At 44.3% G+C, this 24,682-nt stretch carries 20 protein-coding genes and 1 pseudogene; 8 read left to right on the forward strand and 13 right to left on the reverse strand.

All coding sequences use genetic code 11. The annotated features are described in order from the left end of the window. Positions 1-4: 4 nt before the first annotated feature. Both CKO50_RS14925 and CKO50_RS14930 read right to left on the reverse strand, forming a co-directional pair. A complete protein-coding gene (locus tag CKO50_RS14925) occupies positions 5-2,854 on the reverse strand; it encodes a TonB-dependent receptor (RefSeq protein WP_095728804.1) in 2,850 nt (949 codons plus the stop codon). A 103-nt stretch (positions 2,855-2,957) separates the two neighbouring features. Beyond that, positions 2,958-4,288 (reverse strand): annotated as a pseudogene (locus CKO50_RS14930) (Gfo/Idh/MocA family protein). A gap of 281 nt (positions 4,289-4,569) precedes the next feature. On the opposite strand from CKO50_RS14930, the gene agaR reads away from it, so the two are divergent. The 7 genes from agaR (at position 4,570) to CKO50_RS14965 (ending at position 12,754) form a co-directional block, all read left to right on the forward strand. Then, complete coding sequence (gene agaR / locus CKO50_RS14935; RefSeq protein WP_095728805.1) at positions 4,570-5,340, forward strand: transcriptional repressor AgaR; 771 nt, start codon at positions 4,570-4,572, stop codon at positions 5,338-5,340. A gap of 11 nt (positions 5,341-5,351) precedes the next feature. Next, a complete protein-coding gene (locus CKO50_RS14940) occupies positions 5,352-6,641 on the forward strand; it encodes a D-tagatose-bisphosphate aldolase, class II, non-catalytic subunit (protein ID WP_095728806.1) in 1,290 nt (429 codons plus the stop codon). Continuing rightward, positions 6,638-7,756, forward strand: coding sequence for an SIS domain-containing protein (locus CKO50_RS14945; RefSeq protein ID WP_095728807.1), 1,119 nt, complete (start codon positions 6,638-6,640; stop codon positions 7,754-7,756). Before CKO50_RS14940 ends, CKO50_RS14945 begins: the two co-directional genes overlap by 4 nt. After that, positions 7,753-8,664 carry an ROK family protein gene (locus CKO50_RS14950; RefSeq protein WP_095728808.1) on the forward strand — a complete coding sequence of 304 codons (912 nt, stop codon included), beginning with the start codon at positions 7,753-7,755 and terminating at the stop codon, positions 8,662-8,664. Before CKO50_RS14945 ends, CKO50_RS14950 begins: the two co-directional genes overlap by 4 nt. Continuing rightward, a complete protein-coding gene (gene nagA / locus CKO50_RS14955) occupies positions 8,657-9,808 on the forward strand; it encodes an N-acetylglucosamine-6-phosphate deacetylase (protein WP_095728809.1) in 1,152 nt (383 codons plus the stop codon). The genes CKO50_RS14950 and nagA overlap by 8 nt, the downstream gene beginning before the upstream one ends. Before the next feature lie 224 nt (positions 9,809-10,032). After that, the gene (gene fusA / locus CKO50_RS14960; RefSeq protein ID WP_095728810.1) at positions 10,033-12,120 is read left to right on the forward strand and encodes an elongation factor G; all 2,088 of its coding nucleotides are present in this window, start codon (positions 10,033-10,035) and stop codon (positions 12,118-12,120) included. A gap of 244 nt (positions 12,121-12,364) precedes the next feature. Continuing rightward, on the forward strand, positions 12,365-12,754 hold the full coding sequence (locus CKO50_RS14965) for a hypothetical protein (RefSeq protein ID WP_095728811.1): 390 nt from the start codon (positions 12,365-12,367) through the stop codon (positions 12,752-12,754). Positions 12,755-12,802: 48 nt separating this feature from the next. Here the strand turns inward: CKO50_RS14965 and hemB are convergent, their stop codons facing one another. From hemB to CKO50_RS15020, 11 genes are all read right to left on the reverse strand, one after another. Then, positions 12,803-13,813: a porphobilinogen synthase gene (gene hemB, locus CKO50_RS14970; RefSeq protein WP_095728812.1), complete on the reverse strand. Its 1,011-nt coding sequence runs from the start codon at positions 13,811-13,813 to the stop codon at positions 12,803-12,805. Between the two features lies 1 nt (position 13,814). Continuing rightward, entirely contained in the window at positions 13,815-15,653 is a 1,839-nt protein-coding gene (locus CKO50_RS14975) for a diguanylate cyclase (protein ID WP_095728813.1), read from the reverse strand. Between the two features lie 8 nt (positions 15,654-15,661). Continuing rightward, positions 15,662-16,438, reverse strand: coding sequence for a TatD family hydrolase (locus tag CKO50_RS14980; RefSeq protein ID WP_095728814.1), 777 nt, complete (start codon positions 16,436-16,438; stop codon positions 15,662-15,664). Next, entirely contained in the window at positions 16,438-16,938 is a 501-nt protein-coding gene (locus tag CKO50_RS14985) for a hypothetical protein (protein WP_095728815.1), read from the reverse strand. The genes CKO50_RS14980 and CKO50_RS14985 overlap by 1 nt, the downstream gene beginning before the upstream one ends. Beyond that, positions 16,935-17,678: a twin-arginine translocase subunit TatC gene (tatC, locus tag CKO50_RS14990; RefSeq protein WP_095728816.1), complete on the reverse strand. Its 744-nt coding sequence runs from the start codon at positions 17,676-17,678 to the stop codon at positions 16,935-16,937. Before tatC ends, CKO50_RS14985 begins: the two co-directional genes overlap by 4 nt. Before the next feature lie 112 nt (positions 17,679-17,790). Further along, positions 17,791-18,102 carry a Sec-independent protein translocase protein TatB gene (tatB, locus tag CKO50_RS14995; RefSeq protein ID WP_095728817.1) on the reverse strand — a complete coding sequence of 104 codons (312 nt, stop codon included), beginning with the start codon at positions 18,100-18,102 and terminating at the stop codon, positions 17,791-17,793. 6 nt (positions 18,103-18,108) lie between these two features. Further along, entirely contained in the window at positions 18,109-18,345 is a 237-nt protein-coding gene (gene tatA / locus CKO50_RS15000) for a Sec-independent protein translocase subunit TatA (protein WP_095728818.1), read from the reverse strand. Between the two features lie 60 nt (positions 18,346-18,405). Continuing rightward, complete coding sequence (gene ubiB / locus CKO50_RS15005) at positions 18,406-20,010, reverse strand: ubiquinone biosynthesis regulatory protein kinase UbiB (RefSeq protein WP_095728819.1); 1,605 nt, start codon at positions 20,008-20,010, stop codon at positions 18,406-18,408. A 1-nt stretch (position 20,011) separates the two neighbouring features. Then, a complete protein-coding gene (locus CKO50_RS15010) occupies positions 20,012-20,626 on the reverse strand; it encodes an SCP2 domain-containing protein (RefSeq protein WP_095728820.1) in 615 nt (204 codons plus the stop codon). Between the two features lie 8 nt (positions 20,627-20,634). Next, positions 20,635-21,390, reverse strand: a complete 756-nt coding sequence (gene ubiE, locus CKO50_RS15015) for a bifunctional demethylmenaquinone methyltransferase/2-methoxy-6-polyprenyl-1,4-benzoquinol methylase UbiE (protein ID WP_095728821.1) — start codon at positions 21,388-21,390, stop codon at positions 20,635-20,637. 119 nt (positions 21,391-21,509) lie between these two features. Then, positions 21,510-22,511, reverse strand: a complete 1,002-nt coding sequence (locus tag CKO50_RS15020; RefSeq protein ID WP_095728822.1) for a diguanylate cyclase — start codon at positions 22,509-22,511, stop codon at positions 21,510-21,512. A gap of 384 nt (positions 22,512-22,895) precedes the next feature. Between CKO50_RS15020 and CKO50_RS15025 the strand changes: the two genes are divergently transcribed. After that, on the forward strand, positions 22,896-24,677 hold the full coding sequence (locus CKO50_RS15025) for a DUF885 family protein (RefSeq protein WP_095728823.1): 1,782 nt from the start codon (positions 22,896-22,898) through the stop codon (positions 24,675-24,677). Positions 24,678-24,682 lie beyond the last annotated feature (5 nt).

A 24,682-nucleotide genomic window follows, 5' to 3' on the forward strand; every position in this document is an offset into this window, starting at 1 on the left:
TTGATTAGAAAGAAGTGTTAATGCCTAAACTGATACTGCGGCCGTAACGGCTCAAGTGGCTCACTTGCTCTTGGGTTTTAATGTATGACCATTGACGCTCATTGGTGAGGTTGGTCACGTTTAGGTCAATTCGTGTCTTTGCCGTAAGATTATAGCTGGCACTGAAATCAAATTGACCGTAATCCGCTGCCCATTCTGGGCCGCCCCACGCATCTGGATACTTCAGGTAATCATCTCGCCAGTTGTAAGCGATACGCGCTTGGTAGTCATCCTTCTCATAATAGATAACCGCATTGTAAGAATGCTCAGACATACCAGCGAACGGTAGCTCGTCTTTTTCGGGGTCGTCGTATTTACTATCCGTAAATGTGTAGTTGATTTGCATACCTAGGCCGTCAAATGGTGCTGGTAGTAATTCCTCAAACGACTGTTGATAAGCAATTTCGAAACCTTTGATCTCTGCTCCGGCTTCTGAACGTGGAGATACTTGGGTAAATTCCGGACCGTCAACTTCAACGCCATCTTTTATGAATTTACCCACTTTTATCGTACCGATACGTCCTTGAGCGATAACCGATTTAATGTCTTTGTAATAGGTTGCAAAGGTGAGCGCACCATAATCAGAGAAGTACCACTCTAGTCCCAAATCAAGTTGGTCTGCTCTAAGTGGTTTGATCCCAGGGTTGGCAAGATTAAGCTCAAACTTACTGAAATTAATTGAGCTATATGGGGTTAGAAAATCGATGCTAGGTCTGGTGATAACTTTAGCCGCGCTGGTTCTAAATAACAGTGAGTCTGTTATTTCTAACTTAAAGTTCATGCTAGGCAGTACATCAGTGTAGTCATCTTCTACGTAAGAATCGGAGTAATAATCGGCAATATCCCCTTCTATACGATAGATAATGTCGCCATCTTCGTCTTCTTCTACGTTATATACCAGACTTGGGTAATCAAAAATGTAGCCATCAGAGGTGATCTCGGTTTTGATTGCTCTTACGCCTAGGTTTAAGTTGTAAGGCATTTCCGACAGCTCGCCGACTAGATTGGTCTCTAAATAAAGTGCAAACGTTGACTCAGAAAGCTCGTATGAATCTTTAGGGCTCTTGGAAGCTCTAATTTTTTCATCTGCGGCTTGGGCATTAATGGATTGATAAAAAGCATAGAGTTTGTCGTAGTCGAAGCTGGCCCACGGTGCAGGGTGCATGCCCGGCTCACCATCTAGGAAGTTATCAAAGTTGGCGGGTACAAGTACATCTGCGGGTAACCTAAATAAGTTAAGACCACCGAGCTTTTCTACGCTTGAGTTATCAAAGCTGTCGTAATCTGAGTTTTTAAAATAAGCCCCACCATTACTAAACATTGACGGATCATCTGATTTACTTACGTCTCTGCCTTTAGTTTGCTTTCCGTAATGAAAACCAAACTTGATGTCTTTGACAAATTCCCATTCAGGAATAAATGTCCCTTCAAGCCTTAACTCTTCAACATCGCTTATCACTTCCGTGCCATAGTTGTAGCTGTAGTGAGCTCCAAAGGGTTGATCGGCATTAAGTGCTGGTGACATGGTCACATCTGGCAGGAGATTGTCGCCTGTTTGATCTATAGTGATAGTATCAACGAAGCCACGTGCCACGATGTAGCGGTTGTCGCCATCATTGATCCGCTCGGCACGGGACTTAGACACGTCAAATTCAAGCGTTAGATCGCTGGTAGCATACCACTTGAAGTTAAGACCGGCCTGCCAAGTGTCGGTATTGCGAGGCTCAGAGACATTTAGTAGCTCAGCCATCGCGCCGTCAACTAACTCAATGTAGTTGACGTTGCCATCTTCATTGAATTTTAACTCACCTACTGCTGGGATCCCCGGCGTCCAAGGCTCATCATAGGTGACGAAAGAGATTTGATATTTTTCACCGTCGGTTTTGTAGCTTGAGTATAAGCTATCAAAGGTGACATCAATATCATTCGTTGGACGCCATTGTAAGGCGAGGCTTGCACCAATGCGCTCACGTTTATCTTGCCAGTTCGAGTAGCGTACATATCCTGGGATCATTGAGGGGTGTACTTTCTCGCCCTCATCTAGCTCGCCATTTCGGTTACTGTCAACTGGGACTCGCACGTCAGTATTTTCTTCTGGATCGTAAAACCCTTGTCCCTCATAGGAGTCTTCGCGTTGTGTCCGCTCGGAATAAACGGCGGTAAATAGGGCGCCAAAGGTATTGTCAAAAAAGGTATCACTAATGAGGAAGGAGGCTTGAGGGTTGGTATCGCCGGTACGTTCTTCGTAAATGGCTTTGGCACTTCCGGCGAGAGTAAAGCCATCCATATCTAACGGTCGGCGGGTTTTTATATTGATGACGGAACCAATCCCCCCCTCTTGCGTTTGTGCTTGCGGTGACTTATACACTTCTAATGCTTGAACCATCTCAGGCGCAATTAAATCGAAGTTAAAGTCACGGCTAGTGTGTTCAGACGCCATTCTACGACCATTGATGGTGGTAACGTTAAAGTCCCCGCCAAGACCCCGCACCGTGACGTTTTGTCCTTCACCTGCGTTACGGGTAATGGCGATACCCGTCATTCGTTGTAGCGCTTCAGCAAGGTTTTGATCTGGGAACTTACCAATGTCTTCGGCAACGATAGCATCCATTACGCCGACGGCGTTTTTCTTGAGAAAGAGTGACTCTTTGATACTCGAACGTACGCCACGTACTTCAATTTTCTCGACTTGTTGCTTGGCTTTATCTTGCTTGTCGGATCCGCTGTTTTGTTCTGTTTCCTGTGCGTGCGCGTATTGGGACAGGGCACAGCTCACGGCCAATCCCACAGCACACAGTTTTAGAGTGTGTTTCATCTTGTTGTCCTGTTGAGTGTTGTTATTATTGCGCCCGCTTTACAGGCGCTTATTCAGGCATTGTTAGTACTTGCTATAGATAGCGTATTTAACCTCTGGTTAGTTATGTGACAATGCCTAGTGGTGCTGCAGTGCGCCATGTGCCCCTGGTGAAATCCGGGAAGTCCTTGCTATTACTTCTGTCTGCAACTGAGTCCATTGAAAGAGGGAAGACCGCTGACCAAGCAGCTGCGTCGTAAACATCCTGATCTAGCGGCTCGCCATTACGAAGGCAGTAAATAATGCGCCAGAACATTAAGAAATCCATGCCACCATGGCCGCCGTTGCGCTCTGCTTCAGCCCCCATTTTTTGCCAAAGTGGATGGTCGTATTTACCGTACCAATCATTCATGTCGTAATCCCACTCGTGAAAGCTCTTACTCCCGCCGTTTTCAAGCGCGATGCGGTTGGGGAATCCTGCAAATACGCCGTTAGTACCTTGAATTAAATTATGGCGGGAGTAAGGGCGTGGGGTAGTGGTATCGTGCTGTACCATAATCGAACGGCCTTTGATGGTTTTAATGATGCTAGTGTTCATATCTCCAGCAATATAGTTCAGTTGGTTACGCTCATGATTTGCTGGGAACTCTCGTTTGGCATAGGCTGCACGACCAAGTGCTGGTGAACTCATGGAGGAGATATAGTCGAAGCGATCACCACGGTTGATATTCATATATTGAGAAACCGGGCCTAGACCATGGGTTGGGTAGAGGTTACCGTTACGTTTGGCATGCCAATGTGTGCGCCATGAGCCTGTTTTATGCTCAATTTCTTTCATTTGCCAACGAAGTTCATGGATATAAGCTGCTTCACCGTGCAGTAACTCACCGAATAGCCCTTGGCGAACCATGTTTAATACCATCAGCTCGTCGCGACCATAGCAAACGTTTTCCAGCATCATGCAGTTCTTTTGCGTGCGCTCTGCGGTATTTACCAATTGCCACGCTTCTTCTATGGTTACTGCTGCTGGCACTTCGACCAAAGCGTGTTTGCCACTTTCCATTGTGTCTACCGCCATAGNTGCCATTTCCAAGGCGTAGAGATGATCACAATATCAATGTCATCGCGCGCCAACATGCGGCGATAGTCCATATCACTCTTGCCGTAAGTCGCAGGTTTTGGTAAACCCTTGTCGACAACAATTTTAACGGCTCTATCGACGACTGCTTGGTGCGTATCGCAGATGGCCTTGATCTCGACACCGTCAAGATGGCAAAAGTGCTTTACCGCGCCAACACCACGTTGACCTACACCAATAAAGCCCACTCGCACGACATCCAGTTTCGGTACGACTAGACCTTGAACTGAATTTCCTTGTGGCTTTGGTGTAAGCGGCGTCTTATTATTGTTACTCGCGCAGCCAACCACTGCGCTTGTTGCTGCGATAGCAGCCATTGATTGAAGAAATCGCCGGCGGGTTNAATAACCTCTTAGTTGTTCACTCTTGTTGTTAAAAACGAAATGTTATTTTTTGGTTATTATTACGGCAGTTTTATTTTGAATGCAAGAAAAATATCTTTCATATTCTTTCGTTTGTGTTTCGGTTTATTTCTAAGTTAACTTTAAATCATTATAAAACAGATGTTTGCATTTGTTTTTGTTTAAAGTTAAAAAAATAAATTGAAAGCAAGTGAAAGCTGTGTAGACTAAATTTAACCAAAACGAAAGGAGGTGTCATGCTGAACACCATCGAAAGACGCCACGAAATCGTTCAACTCGTTGGTCAAACGGAACGAGTAGAAGTATCTGAGCTGGCAGAACAATTTGGTGTATCAACCGTGACGATCAGAAATGATCTCAATGCCTTACATGATAAAGGATTGTTGGTTCGCTCTCATGGCGGTGCCGTTGCGAGTTCTAGGTTAACCAAAGAGCTCACCATAACGGAAAAGCATGATCATCATCACCAAGTGAAAGTCGAGCTTGCAAAGTTAGTGGCGGGTCTTATAGGCAATGATGAGTCTATTATTCTGGATTCAGGTACCACCACTGAAGAGGTCGCGAAGCAACTTACCGAGCATCAACAGTTAGTGGTAATGACCAATGGGCTTAACGTGGCGCAAGCGCTCGTTGCAGCTGATGACGTTGAAGTGTTGATGACCGGTGGTTCACTGCGTAAAAAGTCACTGTCGTTTTATGGCAGCCATGCAGAAGATCAGCTAAAGCAATATCACTTTGACCGTCTGGTGCTCGGTGTTGATGGGTTCTCTGTTGATGTTGGTGTAACAACACACTTTGAACCGGAAGCTGCGCTTAACCGCGAGATGTGTAAGGTTGCAAAGCAAGTCATAGTGGTGACGGACTCCAGTAAATTCGATCGTAAAGGTGTACACCGTATTATCGCCTGCGAAGAAATTGACGTTTTGGTAACGGACAGTGGTATTCCAGCTGATGTTCATCAGCAATTGGTTGCCGCCGGAATTGAGGTACATTTAATAACGTCTTAAGAGGTGATCATATGCGGCGTTTTCAAGCCCTAATCGAAGCCAATAAATCAGGGAAAAACTCAGGCATTTATGCCATTTGCTCAGCTCACCCTTGGGTGCTAGAAGCGTCGATAAGATATGCCAAGCAGGAAAATACGCTGCTATTAATTGAGGCTACGGCCAATCAGGTTAACCAATTTGGCGGTTACACCGGGATGCGTCCCGCGGATTTTATTGCCAAAGTCGAAGAGATGGCCGACGAGCTCGGTTTTGATAAGCAGTTACTGATTTTTGGCGGTGATCATTTGGGACCAGTCTGTTGGACGAGTGAAAATAGCCAAGCCGCAATGGCCAAAGCGTGCGACTTAGTCGCTGAATACGTGAAGGCCGGTTTTAAGAAAATTCACTTAGATGCCAGCATGCCCTGTGCTGACGACCCTGACGTGTTAAGCGATGATATTGTAGCTAATCGCGCTGCTTTATTATGTCAAACAGCGGAAGCAGCCGCGATTGCGACGTTTGGTCGTAGTGATATTGTTTATGTGATTGGTACTGAAGTTCCTCCTCCAGGAGGCGCTGATGAGCAGATTGACAGTCTACAACCGACCAGCCAAGTTGCTGCGCAAGAAACCCTAGCTTGCCATCGTGAACTCTTTGCAAATAAAGGGTTAGTGGATGCTTGGCAACGCGTGGTTGCAATGGTGGTGCAGCCGGGTGTTGAGTTTGATAACACCCAAGTTTTTGACTACAAACCGAATGAAGCAAGCGCACTAAAAGATTTTATTCGTACCGTTGACCGTATTGCTTTCGAAGCGCATTCAACAGATTATCAAACTGCAGGCGCTTATCGGTCGTTGGTTGCTGATCACTTTGCCATTTTGAAAGTCGGGCCTGAATTGACCTTTGCGCTGCGCGAGGGATTATTCGCGCTTCACCATATTGAAAAGCAATTACTACCCTATGTTCATAGTCAGTTTGTTGAGGTGGTGGACGAGGTCATGCTGGCAGAGCCTACGAGTTGGCAGCGTTTTTATCACGGCGAATCACAGCAACTCCGTTTCTTGCGTCAATTTAGCTTTAGCGACCGTATTCGCTATTACTGGCATCAAGACGCGGTGCAAAAGGCGTTAGCAACTATGCTCGAAAACCTAGCGCAGCAGACTTTATCATTGCCGCTTATCAGCCAATATTTTCCGGAGCTATATCAACAAGTACGCCGTGGTGAAATAGAAAGGGACGCCAAAGCGTTAGTTATTGCCAAAATTCAACGTGTTGTGGCTCGCTATTCAAATGCGTGTTTTGCCATGGAGAAAGCGTCATGAACACTTTGCTAGGACACGAAATTGCGCAATTAAAAACACGAAATGCCTATTGGACAGCAAAAGAGATCACCCAGCAGCCACAGATGTGGCAAGAGACCGCCCAATTAGTCGCGAGCATAAAGCCTAGGCTTTTGGTGGAGTTAGCTCCTTTTCTAGATGACCCTGATACTCAGGTTATTTTGACAGGAGCGGGTACATCCGCTTATATCGGTGACGCCATCGCCACTCATCTTAATGCACACATGCGCCAAAGTGTGCGGGCAGTGAGCACAACTGATTTAGTTGCCGCACCAAGGCAATACCTAGCGACTAATAAACCTTGTTTATTAGTATCCTTTGCTCGCTCTGGTAATAGTCCAGAAAGTGTTGCGGCCGTAGAGCTGGTAACACAGCTGGTTAGTAACAGCCAGCACCTTTTTATCACCTGCAACCGTGATGGAAAGTTGCATCAAGCAGCGCAGCAGGCAAGCAATGCAACAAGTATATTGCTACCGGAACCTACGCTTGACCAAAGTTTTGCAATGACGAGTAGCTATTCGTCAATGATGGTTGCAGCGCTACAACTTTTCGCTGCGGATGACGGCTCCGTGGATAAGTTGATCAATGCAGCGCAAAGCATGTTAGCTGCCGTAGAGCAGCAAAATATTCGTGCATTTGCACAACAACCATTTGAGCGTTTGGTGTATCTAGGCTCTGGCTGTTTGTTGGGATTTGCAAAGGAAGCTGCGCTAAAAATGCTTGAGTTATCGGCAGGCCAAGTAATGAGCGTGAGCGAGTCACCGCTTGGGTTTCGTCATGGTCCAAAATCACTTATCAATAGCAAAACTGCCGTGGTATGTTTTATCTCAAGCGATGGTTATACCAATTTATACGATCAGGACTTAGTTGCTGAGCTGCAGCGTGATGGAGCAGCCATGACGGTACATTCACTTTGCCCTAAAGTGCCACCACTAGAAGACGTGTGGCAAGGATTACTGTATATGTTGTTTGCACAGCAGTTAAGTTTCTATAAAGCGCTGAATCTCGGTATTTCACCGGACAATCCTTGCCCGTCGGGGGAAGTGAATAGAGTCGTGCAGGGCGTAGTCATTCATCCATTTGGGAGTGAAGTATGATTTATGGAGTGGATGTTGGCGGGAGCAAAATTGAAATTGCGGTGTTTGATGAAAAGCTACAACGCTTAGAGTCTTGGCGTGTGGCGACACCAAAGCACAGTTATGAGGCGTTTTTGGCGCAAATCGTCACTTTGGTGCAGCAAGCCGATGACAAATATGGTTGTAAAGGACAGGTTGGTATTGGTATGCCGGGGATAGTAAATGCGCAGCAGCGCGTGCTATCAGCAAATGTCCCTTGCGCCAATGGTAAAGAAGTTAAGGCTGATCTCGTTGCAAAACTGGAACGGCCCATCGCGGTTGAAAATGACTGCCGTTGCTTTGCGTTATCAGAGGCCAGTCTTGGAGCCGGTAAGCAATATCAAAAGGTCTTTGGGGCAATAATAGGCACCGGTGCTGGAGGCGGGTTTTGCATTGATGGTGCGTTGTATAAAAGTGCCCAAGGGATCGCCGGTGAATATGGCCACCATCCGCTTTCTGCGGTGTTACAGCAAAAATATCACCTGCCTATTTTAGCGTGTGGCTGTGGGGTGNTGCAAGGGTGTTTAGAGCGCTATGTCGCAGGTCCAGGGCTTGCCGGTTTGTATCAACATTTCACTACGCGGAAGCGTTCCTCAGAACAAGTTATCACAGCGATGCGGGCTGGAGAAAGTGAAGCAATCCATGCGTTTAATTGCTATATGGATCTGTTGGGCTCGGCGTTTGCAAATTTAATCAAAGCATATGACCCTGAAGTTATCGTGCTTGGCGGTGGCATGTCGCTTATCGATGAACTTGTAGAGGCGCTCCCAAAAGCCATCGAACCTCATGTATTTTCAGCGGTGTCAGTACCAGATATTGTTAGAGCCAAGCATGGTGATGCAAGTGGTGCATTGGGCGCGGCCCTATTAGGGAGCAAAGTGCATGCTTGAACAGCTTCGTTATATTCGGCCCCGTCGTATCTATACCCCTACCAGCGTCTTTGAAGCGCACGTTGTGGTAATAAAAGGTGAGCGTTTTCACGCGATTATTCCAGCGGCGGAAGCGCCTGATAATACCGAATGTTATTCTAATTTAGATATGTGGCCTGGGTTAATTGATTTGCATATTCATGGCCGCGAGGGCTGTGATGTTATTGATGGCAAACTCTCCAGTATAGAAACTATTAGCACGTCGTTGCTCAAACATGGCGTCACTGGCTTTTTGGCTACCACGGTGACGACTACGTGGCCACAAACTATTGCAGCGATGAAGGTTATTGGAGCTGCCTATAAGCAAAAGATGCCGGGTGCTCAGGTGCTAGGCGGGTATAGTGAGGGCTTGTTTTTTAGCGAGAAACACAAAGGTGCCCATAACGAAGCTTTCTTTAAGCCGCTAGATGAAGCCTTAATTGATGAAATGATTAGCGCGGCTGATGGTGCGCTTAAAGCAGTGGCGCTTGCGCCAGAAAAGGCTAATGGCGTAAAGATGACACAGTACCTAAGTAAACATGGGGTGCGGGTGATGTTAGGTCATTGTGATGCGGATTTTGCGCAAACCAATGTCGCTTTGGCACATGGTGCCTGCGGCGGGGTCCACGTGTTTAACGGCATGCGCGGCATTCATCACCGTGAACCGGGCTGTGCTGGTGCGTTGTTACTTGATAGCCAAGCCTTGGTGGAAGTGATTGCCGACGGTATTCATTTGCACCCTGCGATTTTACAGTTGATCTACCGCCTAAAAGGTCAGCATAAGGTGGCCTTGATCAGTGATTGTATTAATGCTGGTGGCCTTAAAGATGGTGAATATCAATTGGGTGAAATGCCAGTTGTGGTCAAGGATGGCGTGGCGAAAACTCACAGCGGCAGTTTGGCCGGCAGTACACTAACACTTGAAAAAGCAGTGAAGAATTTAGCAGAATTGGCCAATATTCCGCTTCTAGAAGCCATCAATATGGCAAGTTTAGTACCCGCAACTTATTTAAATATGGACAATGAACTTGGTAGCATTGAAGTGGGTAAAATAGCGCATTTTTCTTTGCTAGATGATGCCTTCCAAGTCCAGCATGCCAACTTGTTCGGAAAGCAGATATTTTAAACAAAAACCCAAGCTCACCGCCCTGAAATTGACAAAATACAACGGAATTTTCTTAAATACAGCGGCCTAGCAGTAAGCGATACGGTAAAAATAGGTCACAAAGTTTCGCATTAGAAACTTTTTCGCGAATTGATTGCATTTTAGACGACTTCAAGGATGATGTTCGCTACAAGAGGTGATATACTCCCGCCGAATAATTTTTCTACTTTAAATAGAGTAAAACAATGGCAGATTTATCGAAATACAGAAACATTGGTATTTTCGCGCACGTTGATGCGGGTAAAACTACCACCACTGAGCGTATTCTAAAGCTTACTGGTAAAATCCACAAAACTGGTGAAGTACACGACGGTGAGTCAACAACTGACTTCATGGAGCAGGAAGCTGAGCGTGGTATTACAATCCAATCAGCGGCGGTAACTTGTGAGTGGAAAGGCCACCGTTTAAACGTTATCGATACTCCTGGACACGTTGACTTCACAGTAGAAGTATACCGTTCACTAAAAGTACTTGATGGTGGTATCGGTGTATTCTGTGGTTCTGGTGGTGTTGAACCACAATCAGAAACTAACTGGCGTTATGCGAACGAATCAGAAGTTGCTCGTTGTATCTTCGTAAACAAACTAGACCGTATGGGTGCAGACTTCTACCGCGTAGTTGATCAAGTTGAGAAAGTACTTGGTGCTAACCCACTAGTGATGACGCTTCCAATTGGTATCGAAGACCAATTCTGTGGTGTTGTAGACGTACTTGAGAAGAAAGCATACGTTTGGGATGACACAGGTCTTCCTGAAAACTACGAAGTACAAGACGTTCCTGCAGACATGGTAGACAAAGTTGAAGAATACCATGAAATGCTAGTTGAGTCTGCTGTTGAGCAAGACGACGACCTAATGGAAGCATATATGGAAGGTGAAGTACCTTCTATCGAACAAATCAAAGCGTGTATCCGTAAAGGTACTCGTGATCTTGCGTTCTTCCCAACTTTCTGTGGTTCAGCGTTCAAAAACAAAGGTATGCAACTTGTACTAGACGCTGTTGTAGATTACCTACCTTCTCCTACAGAAGTTGAGCCTCAGCCACTAACAGATCCTGAAACAGGTGAGCCTACTGGTGAAGTAGCAACTGTTGACGCTGATGCGCCACTTAAAGCGCTTGCGTTCAAAATCATGGACGACCGTTTCGGTGCGCTTACGTTCATCCGTATCTACGCTGGTCGCATGAAGAAAGGTGACACTATCCTTAACTCTGCAACTGGTAAAACAGAGCGTATCGGCCGTATGGTTGAGATGCAAGCGGACGAGCGTACTGAACTTACTGAAGCACAAGCGGGTGACATCATCGCTGTTGTTGGTATGAAGAACGTTCAAACAGGTCACACGCTATGTGATCCTAAGCACGAGTGTACACTTGAAGCGATGATCTTCCCTGATCCAGTAATCTCAATCGCTGTTGCACCTAAAGATAAAGGTGGTAACGAGAAGATGGGTATCGCGATTGGTAAGATGGTTGCAGAAGATCCTTCATTCCAAGTTGAGACTGATGAAGATTCAGGTGAAACTATCCTTAAAGGTATGGGTGAGCTTCACCTAGACATTAAGGTAGATATCCTTAAGCGTACATACGGTGTAGACCTAATCGTTGGTCAGCCTCAGGTTGCTTACCGTGAAACTATCACACAAGAAGTTGAAGATAGCTACACGCATAAGAAACAGTCTGGTGGTTCTGGTCAGTTCGGTAAGATTGACTACCGTATCAAGCCTGGTGAAGTTGGTTCTGGCTTTACGTTCAAGTCTACAGTTGTTGGTGGTAACGTTCCTAAGGAATTCTGGCCAGCAGTTGAGAAAGGCTTCAAGTCAATGATGGACGAAGGTGTACTAGCGGGCTTCCCAGTACTAGACGTTGAAGTTGAGCTATTCGACGGTGGTTTCCACGCAGTTGACTCGTCAGCAATCGCGTTCGAAATCGCTGCTAAAGGCGCATTCCGTCAGTCTATCCCTAAAGCGGGTGCACAACTTCTTGAGCCAATCATGAAAGTTGACGTGTTCACGCCAGAAGACAACGTAGGTGACGTAATCGGTGACCTTAACCGTCGTCGCGGTATGATCAAAGACCAAGAAGCTGGCGCAATGGGCGTTCGTATCAAGGGTGAAGTACCACTATCTGAAATGTTCGGATACATCGGTCACCTACGTACTATCACGTCTGGTCGTGGTCAGTTCTCAATGGAATTCTCACACTATGCACCATGTCCAGCAAACGTTGCTGACGCGGTAATCGCAGCTGAGAAAGAGAAAAAAGCAGCTAAGTAATTAACTACTTATTTTGCATAAAAAGGTCGCCTTTGGCGGCCTTTTTTATTTTTAAATTCAATGCGTTACTGCGTTAATGCCCTGTCTAAAAGTCGTCACGATTATTTCATGTTTTATTAATTTTAAAGTTCTTGCTTTAGGAACATTGGCACTTTATCATTAGCTTTTCTTCAATAAATTGGGTCACGTTATTGCGTCGAGGGCTCAAATTTGATTGTGGTTGGGTAAATAAAGGAGATACTCAATGAGAACCCTAGAGTTGGAAATAAACTGGCTTTTCTATGTTTTTACACTTGCGTTGATTTTGCTTAGCAACATAGTGCTTTCGATCCTAGACATTCCCCCTCTATTATTGCAATTAGTTACATTGATACCTTTGCTATTGATCCTAGCTACATTGGGATTATCACTAACCGGCAAACGTTTTTTACATATAGACAAAGCTGGGGTGAGTTATAACTTTTTTGATAAAACGCGCTATCTCCATGCAGAGCACATTCAAGCAATTAGGTTACGCTCTTGGAGTATTTTAAGTGTTCCTGAAGTACAGCTCGATGATGGCCGCGTCATTCGTTTCTTTAGTTGGAAGATGAATGCTGATGAGCTTGTAAAAGCAGAAAGCTTGATAAGATAAGTTGCAAGCAATGCAGGTGAAAATCTCACCTGCTCAAAATGATGACGCTTACTTCTCGTTTAGCCAAATAGCAGCTTGCTTTGCAAAGTAGGTCAAAATACCATCCGCGCCAGCACGCTTAAATGCGAGTAAAGACTCCAGTACCACAGGCTTCTCGGCCAACCAGCCATTATCAATCGCAGCTTTATGCATGGCATATTCACCACTGACTTGGTAAGCAAATGTTGGTACCCCAAACTCATCTTTAACACGTCTGACGACATCTAGATATGGCATACCCGGTTTTACCATCACCATATCTGCACCTTCTTGTAAGTCCAAGGCGACTTCACGTAGTGCTTCGTCAGAATTAGCAGGATCCATCTGGTAGGTTTTCTTGTCAGCTCCCTTAAGGTTGCCCGCAGAACCAATCGCGTCGCGGAAAGGGCCATAATAACTCGATGCATACTTGGCAGAGTAAGCCATTATACGAGTATGGATGAAACCGCATTCTTCAAGTGCTTCACGTACAGCGCCAATTCGGCCATCCATCATATCGGAAGGGGCGACAATATCAGCCCCCGCCTCTGCATGTGAAAGGGCTTGTTTGACTAGTACTTCCACGGTTTCTTCATTCATGACATAACCATCTTCATCTAAGATACCGTCTTGACCGTGGACTGTGAATGGGTCTAATGCAACATCGGTGATCACACCAAGCTCAGGACATGCCGCTTTAATAGCACGTACCGCTCTTTGTGCAATCCCTTCAGGGTTATATGCTTCCTCAGCTAGTAGTGATTTTTGCTCTGCCGGTGTTACTGGGAATAAGGCGATGGCAGGAATCCCTAGCTCTACTAGTTGCTTGGCTTCCTCAACTAATAGATCAATAGATAAACGCTCAATACCTGGCATTGATGGGATAGCTTCACGCTTAGATTCACCATCTAATACAAATACTGGATAGATTAAGTCATTAACCGTTAGCGTACTTTCGCTCATTAGACGTCTTGAAAAGTCATCGCGACGCATTCTGCGCATGCGAGTTAGGGGGAAAAGATCGAGTCCTGATTGAGCCACGTTAGTTCTCCTGATTGGGTTTGAAAGTAACAACACGATTACGACCTTGCTGTTTTGCTTGATACAAGGCTTTGTCCGCATTGTCAGTGTAAAGCTGTGGGTTATGTGGATCGCTAACCACTGCACTATAAACGCCTGCGCTGGTGGTCAACTTAAGCGTATCTTCACCAAATTTGATATTGAGATCTGCTGTAGCTACTCTCAGGCGTTCAGCTACTCCGACAGCACCTTCTTCTGGAGTGTTTGGAAGTAGCAGAATAAACTCTTCACCACCATAGCGGAACACTTCATCGTGTGGTCGCCGCAAATGTGATTTTATTAAGTTGGCAAATTCACAAATTGCTTGATCACCAGCCAAGTGGCCATATTTATCGTTAATTTTTTTGAAGTGATCGATATCAAAGATAACAAGGCTCAATACTGTCTGCTCTCGTCTTGAACGACGTGCTTCCATCTGTAAGCGTTTGTCGAAATAGCGCCGGTTCTTCACTTTTGTGAGTGGATCTTCCATGTTCATGCGCTCTAGCTCTTGATTTTTATCTTCAAGTTCCCTTAATGTGACTTGAAGCTCAAAAGTGCGTTCCTCAATGCTGGACTCTAAGTCGTACTGGGCCTGTTCTTGTAGTTTAAGCTTTTCTTTTAATAGGGCATCTTCAGCTTGAGTATGAGCTAGCCGTTGCTGTTGCTTGGCCAACTTTTCATCTCTTTGAAATATATATAAACGTATGAGCAGGTAACTCAGCAACGTGGCTTCAACGGCAAAAATACCAAAGTAACCCAAATGGTTCAAAAAGCTGCCGGACTGAACCCCCAACTCGACCGTAAATGGGTAGCTAATTACGATAAAGTGACAGAGCGCAATGGCGATTAAGATATTTCGACTCTTGTGGTTAACACGAGCGAGCGTATAGATAATCAATACAGAGACAATAAAGCTGATGCTAAGCGCTAGCAGGAGAGACTGAGAAACAGGTAAAAAAGCAACGAGCAGAAATAAGCACAATATCGCTAGAATAGCCTTTCTTTTCGTCAGCTGAGGGTGTGCAAGCAATGGCTTCCCTGAGCAATAACTCAAAGCGGGCAACAGCAGTGCACTGAGTAATAACGTCATCATGCCTTGACCATACTGTTGAAACCACTGCCAGGAAGAGTAAAAGTAGCGATAACCAAAGCCATAGATATGTGCATTGAAAAGCCATACTGTAGCGATAAACAAAGTGGCACATAAAAAGTAACCTTTTTTTGTAACACAATAGAGCGTGGCATTGGTTAAGGCGAGTGCTAGTACAAAGCCTGCTAAAATTCCAAAAATAAGATTAAATTTACCCTTAAATTGGAGGTATTCGTTCGGTTCCCAAATTGCAAGAGGAGCCGTGATAACCCCCTCATCACTGATCTGTAAGTATAAATGGCTTTGCGTTTGTGGCTGCAGCTCAAGCGGAACAACTAGAGATTCATACTTTAGTGGCCGCTTAATCAGTGGCAAGGCATCGCCCATATCTAAGCTGAATATTGGATGGTTCGGTCTGACATGATAGGCAGTTACTGCATCGATAAGATTATTGTTTATACTTACCAATACTGGTGTGAGTGAGTTTTTAGTATTGTGCAGTACTATTTTTAACCATAAGTACTTTGCTACAGGTCGAAGGCCTGTGGGGACTTGGGTGCTGCTATGCCACTCGACAGGAGCCGCAAGCAGTTCGTTTAGTGATGCATATTTACTCAGTGTGTAGCTTAGCTTTACTTGGTGTTCTACCTTAAATGACTGCGAAATAGTGACGGCAGAAAATACAGCAGAGCTGTATATTAATATAAGTAAAGATAACACAATGCGCATTACAGGCTTTACCTCACAAACAGCTGTTTAAAATTAGCCGAAGTCGTGTTTATTACTTCCGTGACAGGACATTGTTTTAGGTGTGCAATTTGTTCAGCTACATAAGGTAAATACATTGGCTCATTGCGGCGAGACTTAGGTTTTGGGCTAATTGTTCTAGGTAGTAGGTAGGGGGCGTCTGTTTCTAAAAGTAAACGGTCGAGGGGGATGTATTGGATAAGATCTTGTAGTGCTTGGCCTCTACGTTCATCGCAAACCCAACCTGTAATGCCTATCATTAATCCGTAATCTAAGTAATGTCGCAGTGCGGTACGGTCGCCAGTAAAACAGTGTAGCACTCCTTGAACTGTAACTTCTTGCAGCAGCGAAAATAGCACGTCGTGCGCATCTCTTTCATGTAGATACACTGGATAGTTAATAGCTTCTGCTAGCTGCAGTTGCGTCAAGCACACGTTTTGTTGTATTGGCCTTGGTGAAAAGTCGCGATTAAAGTCCAAGCCACATTCACCAACAGCAATAGCCTTGTTGCTACTTTTTAAAAGAGTGAGGAGGTCATCGTAGAGCGTGTCAGGTGCATCTTTGGCATCGTGTGGGTGGACACCTGCTGTACAATAAAGTTGGTATTGCTCAGCGAGTGAAATACTTTGCTCGCTGCTTGTTAAATCGCAGCCAATTGCTAGCATAGATTCTATGCCTGCTTCTTTGGCTCTAGTAATTACCTCGGCCAAGTCGGATGAAAATTGCGAGCTGGTGAGGTTTACACCAGCATCGATCATCTTGTCCATTAGTTAACTCGTTTAACTCGCGTTGTGCGGTTTGAACCCGCTTTTTTCATCAAAAATGAGCCGAAAGAAGCACGCTCAATAATTAATGTGTCGCCCTCGTTAGCAAAAAAGGTCTCTGATGAAACTTGTCGCCATACTTGGCCATTGTCTAGAGTGAAGACCATTTTATTACGGCCTTGGGTAGAGGTTTTAACGAGTTTAGCCGTAATCTCTTCGATTTCTTCGCTTGCTGCTTTAACTTTATACTCTAAGCCAAAACCACCTTCTTTTGACTCTATTTTTTCTGCGCTTCGCGCTTCACTTACCTTATTTTTACTTGTGATTGCTTTGCCAGACTGCGCTTCAGTGATTGGTTTATTTGCAATCACATTGTCATAGCACATGAGCCGCTTAAAATCATTCTCAATCAGGGTACAAGCTTGTAGAGCCTGTGTATTGATCGGCTTTGCAGCACAAAGAGAGGTAAAGCCAACTGCAAACAGTATCATGGTTTTTTTCATTCTTCTGACTCCTGTTGTTGTGGTTTAGTGCTATAAAATCTGGCTAGAATGAGCCCCAACTCAAACAAGAGTAGCATAGGTAGTGCCAATAAAGTTTGAGATAGAACATCAGGGGGGGTTAAAAACATTGCGATGACAAAAGCACCAACGACAACATAAGGCCGTTTCTCTTTTAAACTCGCAGGGGTTGTCATACCACTCCAACATATAAGCATAATGGCAACGGGAATTTCAAAGGCGATGCCAAAAGCAAAAAATAGCTTCAGGATAAAGCCAAGATAACTGCTAATATCTGGTGATAATGTCATCATCTCCGGTCCCACACTGGTAAAAAAACCGAGAATGATAGGCATGACAACAAAGTAACAAAAGGCAATCCCGCTATAAAATAGTAGTACACTGGAAAGTAATATCGGTATAAGCATCCGCTTTTCATGCTTATATAAGCCAGGTGCGATGAAGCCCCACACTTGATGTAAAATAAATGGTACTGCAGCGAATAACGACACGAATAATGTTAGTTTAAAGGGGGCAAAAAACGGTGCTGTAACATCTGTTGCGATCATTGTTGTATTGTTAGGCAAGCTATTTACTAGCGGCGCTGCAACAAACGCATAGATATCATTGGCGAAATACACCAAGGAAACAAAGATAACGAAAACGCTCATTAACGCTCTCATTAAGCGGTTTCTTAACTCAACAAGGTGAGCTATAAATCCACTCTGGGCTGATTCTGTCATGTAACTTGACTCGTACGAATATAATTCCAGTTAGATGTAAGTAAAAGGAGCGTCTTGGGTGTCTTATTACCCAAAGCTGGCCTTTAACTGAACTATCTAGCTGCTAGATTAATTAGTCTTTGTTTTTATTATTTTCGGTTGATTTATAAGAATGTCTGACTGATTCAGCCGCATCTTGTAACTCTTGAACGGATTGCTTAAGTTCGGGGGCCAAATCTTGCATTCCTTGTTGTTCCGCTTTCTTCAAATTATTATGTAGCTCGTGAACACGTAATTCTTCACTGACTTCAGCTTTGACTGAATTAGCGACAGACTTTACCGTTTTTGTCCATCTTGCTACGGTGCGGATTGCAACGGGAAGACGTTCGGGGCCAAGTACAATTAGGCCAACGATAAGAACGACCACTAACTCCCACATACCCATGTTGAATTACACCTTATCTTTTTCTTTCTCTGATACAGGTTGTGCTTGCTCAGTTGTTGTATTTTTTAACTTTTCTGGCTCAGAGTCGGTCGCAGCTTGCTCATCCGATACCGCCTTTTTAAAGCCTTTAACTGCACCACCCAAATCACTACCAATACCGCGTAGTTTTTTAGTTCCAAATAACAAAACAATGATGGCTAAAATAATAAGTAATTGCCAAATACTGATCCCACCGAATCCCATAGTAACTCCATTGATACTTACTGCTTATGAATAATGATTATACGCCTAGCGAGCAAAAAATCACCCTGTTTTACGCCATGCGCCAATAAATACTAGCACGGCAATAATCGCAAGTAGGCTACTTGCGACGGGCTTGTCAAAAATAAAGCTCAATCCCGATATTATTGCAAAACTGCTCGCAGCTAAGCCCAGCAATAAAGGCTTAGTCGCAGTATCTGCTTTTCGTGTGACAGTTGGAGGGGGGCGGCGCTTGAGATTTTGGTAAATCAAATCTGGCAGTTCAGGCATTTTTTCAGCCCAAAATGGTAAGTTTGCATATAGCTTTTTCGCCACCGCGAAAGGACCTACTTGCTCTTGTACCCAATGCTCTAAAAATGGTTTTGCTGTTTTCCACAGATCTAACTGCGGATAAAGCTGACGCCCTAGACCTTCTACATACAGCAGGGTTTTTTGCAATAATACTAGCTGTGGTTGCACTTCCATGTTGAAGCGCCTTGCCGTGTTAAACAAGTTCACTAGCACATGGCCAAAAGAGATTTCTGCAAGCGGCTTGTTAAAAATAGGTTCACATACAGTGCGAATGGCAAATTCAAACTCTTCTACGCAGGTATCTGCAGGAACCCAGCCAGAATCCACATGAAGCTGTGCCACCTGACGATAATCACGATTAAAAAAGGCGATAAAGTTTTCGGCCAAATACCTTTTATCTTCACGGTTTAAGGTGCCGACTATGCCGCAATCTATGCCAATGTACTTAGGGTTATGAGGGTTTTCACGAGCGACAAAAATATTGCCAGGATGCATATCTGCATGGAAAAAACTGTCACGGAAGACCTGTGTAAAAAAGACTTCTACGCCGCGCTCGGCCAGCAATTTCATATTGGTGCCTTGCGCTAGCAAGGCTTCGGTGTCTGAAACCGGAATACCGTAGATGCGTTCCATCACCAGCACGTTTTTACGTGAATAATCACTATAAACTTCAGGGATATATAGTGAATCAGAGTCTTCAAAATTACGTCTGAGTTGAATTGCGTTAGCGCCTTCTCGCATTAAGTCTAGCTCGTCGAGTAAGGTTTTTTTGTATTCCCTAACAACTTCCACTGGGCGCAGACGTTTTCCTTCGCTGAGTAAATTGACAACGATTTTAGCGAAACGCTCCATTAAAGAGAGATCGGCATGGATTTGTTTTTCGATATCGGGACGAATAACTTTGATCACGACATCTTTTAACTCATCTTTGTGTTGTAGCTTGGCAGCATGCACTTGCGCTATCGAGGCTGAAGCCAGTGGTTTTGATTCAAATTCAGCAAAGTATTCATGAATATCGTCGATTTCTAGTGCTTGCTCAATGAGCTTTTGTGCCATCGCGGGGTCAAATGGTTGAACTTGATCCTGCAAAAATGCAAGTTCTTCGGCAATATCTGGTGGTAGTAAATCTCGACGGGTCGAAAGCATCTGGCCGAACTTGATCCACACCGGCCCCAAAGTTTGTAGCGCCAGACGTAGGCGTGTGCCTACTGGTTTGTCTTTATGTTTGTTGCGCAACCAAAACAAACTCGCTCGAGCGAGTTTACCGTACCAAGGCTGCTTATGCGCAGGGACGATTTCGTCTAAACCATAGGTTAAAAATGTTTTGGTGATCTGATGCAAGCGAAGTAAAGACAACCTAATTTCCTTTGTTTTGCTGAAGTAATGCGCTGAGGCGTTGATTTAAGCTTTCGACTTGATTGTTTAGGGTTCTCACTTGTTGCTTAAACTGTTGAAATTCGAGCGGATGGGGTGCAACTTTCAACTCATCTTGAAATAACCCAGTTAGGGTTGCCTTGGCTACCTGCCCATCTTGCTTTGCGCGATGCGCTAACTTATGAAAAGCATCTACGGCAACTTGTGCGGGTGCATCACCGACATATTTGGCGAGGTGCTCCGCCCAATCAATATCAAGTGTTGCCAACGCACTACTATATAGTTGTGCTAGTGCCAAATCCCCTTCAAGATCGAGCTTATCTTGACGGATAAGCGCAGTAAGTTGGCTTGGATCTTTGAGCTCAAGCAAGGTTGGTAAATCGGCACTAATAGAACAATCGGCTTCGCCATCAAAAGGGCATAGAACGTGAATGTTAATACCTGTGTAAGTAATGGCTAAACAAGTATTTTGATCTCGAATATCAACACTGAGTACTTTGTGTTGGCCTTTACTTAGCACATGTTTTAGCTCAGGTGAGAGTTTAAGGCCTTTGTTTAAAGCCGTCTCAAGTACGGCGCCAAGTAATGAAGCTAACACAGCAACTCCTAGAATTTAAAGCCGCGATGAAGGGCGACGATGCCTCCGGTCATGTTTTGGTAGTCAGTTTGTTCAAAACCGGCTTCATCCATCATGGACTTTAGCGTTTCTTGATCTGGGTGCATGCGAATAGACTCTGCAAGGTAGCGATAAGACTCACTGTCATTTGCAACTAATTTGCCCATGGCTGGGAGTAGTGTAAATGAATACATATCATACAACTTTGCCAGCGCCTCGTTATCTGTCTTTGAAAATTCAAGTACCAGTAAACGTCCACCTGGTTTTAGCACTCTGTACATTGAGCGCAATGCTTTATCTTTATCAGTTACGTTGCGTAAACCAAAGGCAATAGTAATGACATCAAAAGTATTATCGTCAAAAGGCAGCATTTCTGCGTTCATTTGAACGTATTCAATATTGCCAACAAGTCCCGAGTCGCGTAATTTTTCGCGGCCGACTTTAAGCATTGAGTCGTTAATATCGCCTAAAACAACTTGTCCTTTATCACCAACTAATTCGCTAAATCTTGCGGTTAAATCACCTGTACCGCCAGCAAGATCAAGTACTTTGTGACCAGCGCGTACACCTGAGCAGGCAATAGTTTGACGCTTCCACAAGCGATGGATACCGAATGACATCAGATCATTCATGATGTCGTATTTTGTAGCTACAGAATGAAATACGTCTGCAACCATAGAGGCTTTTTCGTCAGTCTCGACTGTTTTGTATCCAAAGTGAGTGGTATTGTCTTGTGACTCTTTCATGTGGGTTCCATCATTACTCTGCAACTATGCTTGCTAGTGTACTTGATTGGTAGCCGTAGGTGCAATTTCTTATCCGTGTTGTGCTGTTGAAAATGCAAACAAAAAGAGGGTTTTGTGGATCAGTGACTAATATAACAGTGTTGGCCGAGAATTTGTGCCTTCTGTGCCGCATAAGCGGCGCGTTTTGCTAACACATCAAAGTCTTGCTCTGGTGCAAGTTGGGCTATCCCGAGCGCCAGAGACACATTGGGTAATGGAATTTTCCCTTTCGCGCTGACAAACTTTAATCGTTCAACACCTTTACGCACTTTTTCTGCGATAACACTCGCGGTATCAAAGTCTACATCGGCAAGGATAACCGTGAATTCTTTTTTACCTGTGCGACCAGGTAGGCCGCTTTCAACGACATAACGTTTGATATTATTGGCGATACGATTAAGCACAACCTCACCCACAACATCACCAAACCGCGTTGAAAACTCGTCAAGGTTATCAACTTGGATCGAAAGCGCACAGACGGATTTTTGCTGCGATTGCCATAGAGACACTTTTTGATGAAGATAGTGACGCTTATAAAGACCTGTTTGTGGGTCTAATAAGTGTTGTTTACGCAAGTCGAGTAGTAACTTTTGATTACGTTCATAATCTAAACGCGATTTTATTAACGCTTGTTTAAATTGTTTGTGCTGTTTTAGCAATTGCTCAGTTTGCTTGGTGAGTGTTGATAGTGCGCGCTTACTCTTTTGAATGTTGTGTTCATCTAAATTATGCACGCATTGACTGACTTGTTGGGCAAAGCGAATAACCTGCTTTTGTGAGTTTTCTGCATTGTCGTGTAATTCAGTTACTAAGGAGTCAACCCCCTCAAGTAATTCAGATTGTGTTTTTTGACCTTGATCTAAAAATTGGTAGTAGAGTTGTTCAATGAATACGCAGTCTATTTTTGTTTGCGCTTTGATGGCTTTGCTGATGGCACAGTCGAGATCTTTGTTCGCGGCGCTAATATGGGTATAAGCGACCTGATAATTTAAAGGCGTAGGCGGCAAATGATGTTGCTCTAAAAACAGGCACACCTGTGTCATTTTTTCTTGGGCAACAGCCATGGGATCATGGAACATCATTTCATTTACCACAACAATTAATTATCAAACGTTAATGAACTACCACCAATTCCTTCGGTGTAACTCTTGTCCTAATTGCACTAGACCTACATTAATCTGTCTCGTCCGAATTTAAAAGTAAAAAATTTGTCTTTGAAATAGAAAATTTACATTTTTTTGTTGAATTGCTGATTTTCTCATCAATTTTTACTAGGTTGAGTAAATTGTATTCGATCTGAGATATTCGTGATTCTATCGAATTAAGTTGCATCTGTTACGGGACTCTCCTACTTTGACTAGCAGAAAGTTCATTTCACCATAACAAAAGCTCAGAGCGACGGATAATTATTTCTTTTGGCTATTTTATCGCGAGCTGAGCAACAACAAAGTATCGAGGAAGTCAGCGTGTTATCACCAAAATTAAAGCTGTGGACTAAGCGTTCAAGCGTCGCCGTTTATTTAACCGTCGCCTTATCAGGTTGTGCTATTACCGGAAGTGACAATAACGCTGAGTTTACTCAAATAGCTGGCAGCGTTATGAAATTCAGAAGTGATAACAATGCCTATGGTCGCAGTGATACAAAAGCAGAGTTTCTGCTACCAAACCTCAGTGCAGAAAAGTTGGCGACCACAAATCAGCAGCGTCTACAGTTCTTGGCTCAGCTCGACAATATCGACACTTCAGCACTAAGTGAGGAAAATCAAATCAATCTCACTATTTTGCGTGCACAAGTGCAGAATAGCGTCGATGAATATCGTTTTCATAGTCACTATATGCCGCTCACCTCAGAATATGGTTTTCATTCCGGTCTGTCTTTTATGATCTCGAGTCATGATTTTAAAAAACGTGCTGGTTACGAGCTATATTTAGCACGTTTGCAGCAAGTTCCTCGTTATTTCAACCAAAATATCGACTGGATGAAAGAAGGTATGGCGATTGGTCTGACTCAGCCGAAAGCAGTGCTTGAAGGTTATGAAAGTTCTATCGAAGCTTATATCGTTGATGATGTGACAAAATCTGAGTTTTATGGCCCGTTTACACAAAACCAAGCGGGTTTACCTGATGCCGAATTTAAAGCACTGCAACAGCGTGCCAAAAAGATTATTCAAGGTGATGTGATCGCTGCATATCAAAATTACCTTAATTTCTTTGTCAATGAGTATCGTCCTGCGGCTAGAACTGAAATTGGAATTTCTTCGACACCAAATGGTGAGGCGTTTTATGCGAATCGAGCGAAATACTACACCACCACGAATATGACGCCAAAAGAGATCCACGAGCTTGGTCTTAAAGAAGTGGCTCGGATCCGTGCAGAAATGGAAAAAATCATTAAAAAAGTAGGCTTTAAGGGATCTTTTGCCGACTTTGTGCAGTTCTTAAGAACCGATCCACAGTTTTATGCTAAAACCCCCGAAGCGTTGCTTAAAGAAGCTGCATATATAGCAAAGAAGATGGATGCCCAGCTACCTAAGCTATTCCATACATTACCAAGAAAGCCATACGGTGTTGCTCCAGTGCCTGCGAGCATTGCACCGAAGTATACAACCGGGCGATACTCTGGTGCGCGTAGCGATACCGATGCTGGCTATTATTGGGTAAATACCTACGCGCTGGATAAGCGCCCGTTATATGTATTAGAAGCATTGACTCTACATGAAGCTGTGCCTGGACACCACTTACAGATCTCCCTTAATGCTGAGCTTGACTATCTACCGGAATATCGTCGTAACGAATATATTTCAGCTTTTGGTGAAGGGTGGGGGTTATATTCTGAATTTTTGGGTATCGAAGCGGGGTTCTATCAAGACCCTTACAGTGATTTTGGTCGTTTAACGTACGAGATGTGGCGAGCGGCTCGTTTGGTTGTAGACACCGGCATGCATATGTTTGGTTGGAGCCGTGAGCGAGCGATGAACTTTATGAAAGACAACACAGCCTTGTCGTTACACAACGTGAAAACGGAAACTGACCGTTATATTTCGTGGCCGGCTCAAGCACTGTCATACAAAATTGGTGAGCTAACCATTAAGCGCCTACGTCGCAAAGCGGAAAAAGCACTGGGCGATCAGTTTGATATCCGTGAATTCCACCACCAAATCTTACGTCATGGCTCTGTACCATTATTTGTGCTTGAAGACCAAATCGACAAATATATTGAAACCACGATGAATCAAGCGCGTAACTAATCGAG

It is taken from the genome of Pseudoalteromonas sp. HM-SA03 (assembly GCF_002289345.1).
Lineage (GTDB): Bacteria > Pseudomonadota > Gammaproteobacteria > Enterobacterales > Alteromonadaceae > Pseudoalteromonas.

What these genes read in the sequence shown, in the direction of transcription:
- CKO50_RS14965 (WP_095728811.1), top strand. Translation starts at nt 12,365, where the DNA reads ATGAGAACCCTAGAGTTGGAAATAAACTGGCTTTTCTATGTTTTTACA.
- tatA (WP_095728818.1), bottom strand. Translation starts at nt 18,345, where the DNA reads ATGGGATTCGGTGGGATCAGTATTTGGCAATTACTTATTATTTTAGCC.
- CKO50_RS14985 (WP_095728815.1), bottom strand. Translation starts at nt 16,938, where the DNA reads ATGAAAAAAACCATGATACTGTTTGCAGTTGGCTTTACCTCTCTTTGT.
- CKO50_RS15020 (WP_095728822.1), bottom strand. Translation starts at nt 22,511, where the DNA reads ATGATGTTCCATGATCCCATGGCTGTTGCCCAAGAAAAAATGACACAG.
- nagA (WP_095728809.1), top strand. Translation starts at nt 8,657, where the DNA reads ATGCTTGAACAGCTTCGTTATATTCGGCCCCGTCGTATCTATACCCCT.
- tatC (WP_095728816.1), bottom strand. Translation starts at nt 17,678, where the DNA reads ATGACAGAATCAGCCCAGAGTGGATTTATAGCTCACCTTGTTGAGTTA.
- tatB (WP_095728817.1), bottom strand. Translation starts at nt 18,102, where the DNA reads ATGGGTATGTGGGAGTTAGTGGTCGTTCTTATCGTTGGCCTAATTGTA.
- ubiE (WP_095728821.1), bottom strand. Translation starts at nt 21,390, where the DNA reads ATGAAAGAGTCACAAGACAATACCACTCACTTTGGATACAAAACAGTC.
- agaR (WP_095728805.1), top strand. Translation starts at nt 4,570, where the DNA reads ATGCTGAACACCATCGAAAGACGCCACGAAATCGTTCAACTCGTTGGT.
- CKO50_RS14980 (WP_095728814.1), bottom strand. Translation starts at nt 16,438, where the DNA reads ATGGACAAGATGATCGATGCTGGTGTAAACCTCACCAGCTCGCAATTT.
- CKO50_RS14945 (WP_095728807.1), top strand. Translation starts at nt 6,638, where the DNA reads ATGAACACTTTGCTAGGACACGAAATTGCGCAATTAAAAACACGAAAT.
- CKO50_RS14940 (WP_095728806.1), top strand. Translation starts at nt 5,352, where the DNA reads ATGCGGCGTTTTCAAGCCCTAATCGAAGCCAATAAATCAGGGAAAAAC.
- fusA (WP_095728810.1), top strand. Translation starts at nt 10,033, where the DNA reads ATGGCAGATTTATCGAAATACAGAAACATTGGTATTTTCGCGCACGTT.
- CKO50_RS14925 (WP_095728804.1), bottom strand. Translation starts at nt 2,854, where the DNA reads ATGAAACACACTCTAAAACTGTGTGCTGTGGGATTGGCCGTGAGCTGT.
- CKO50_RS14975 (WP_095728813.1), bottom strand. Translation starts at nt 15,653, where the DNA reads ATGCGCATTGTGTTATCTTTACTTATATTAATATACAGCTCTGCTGTA.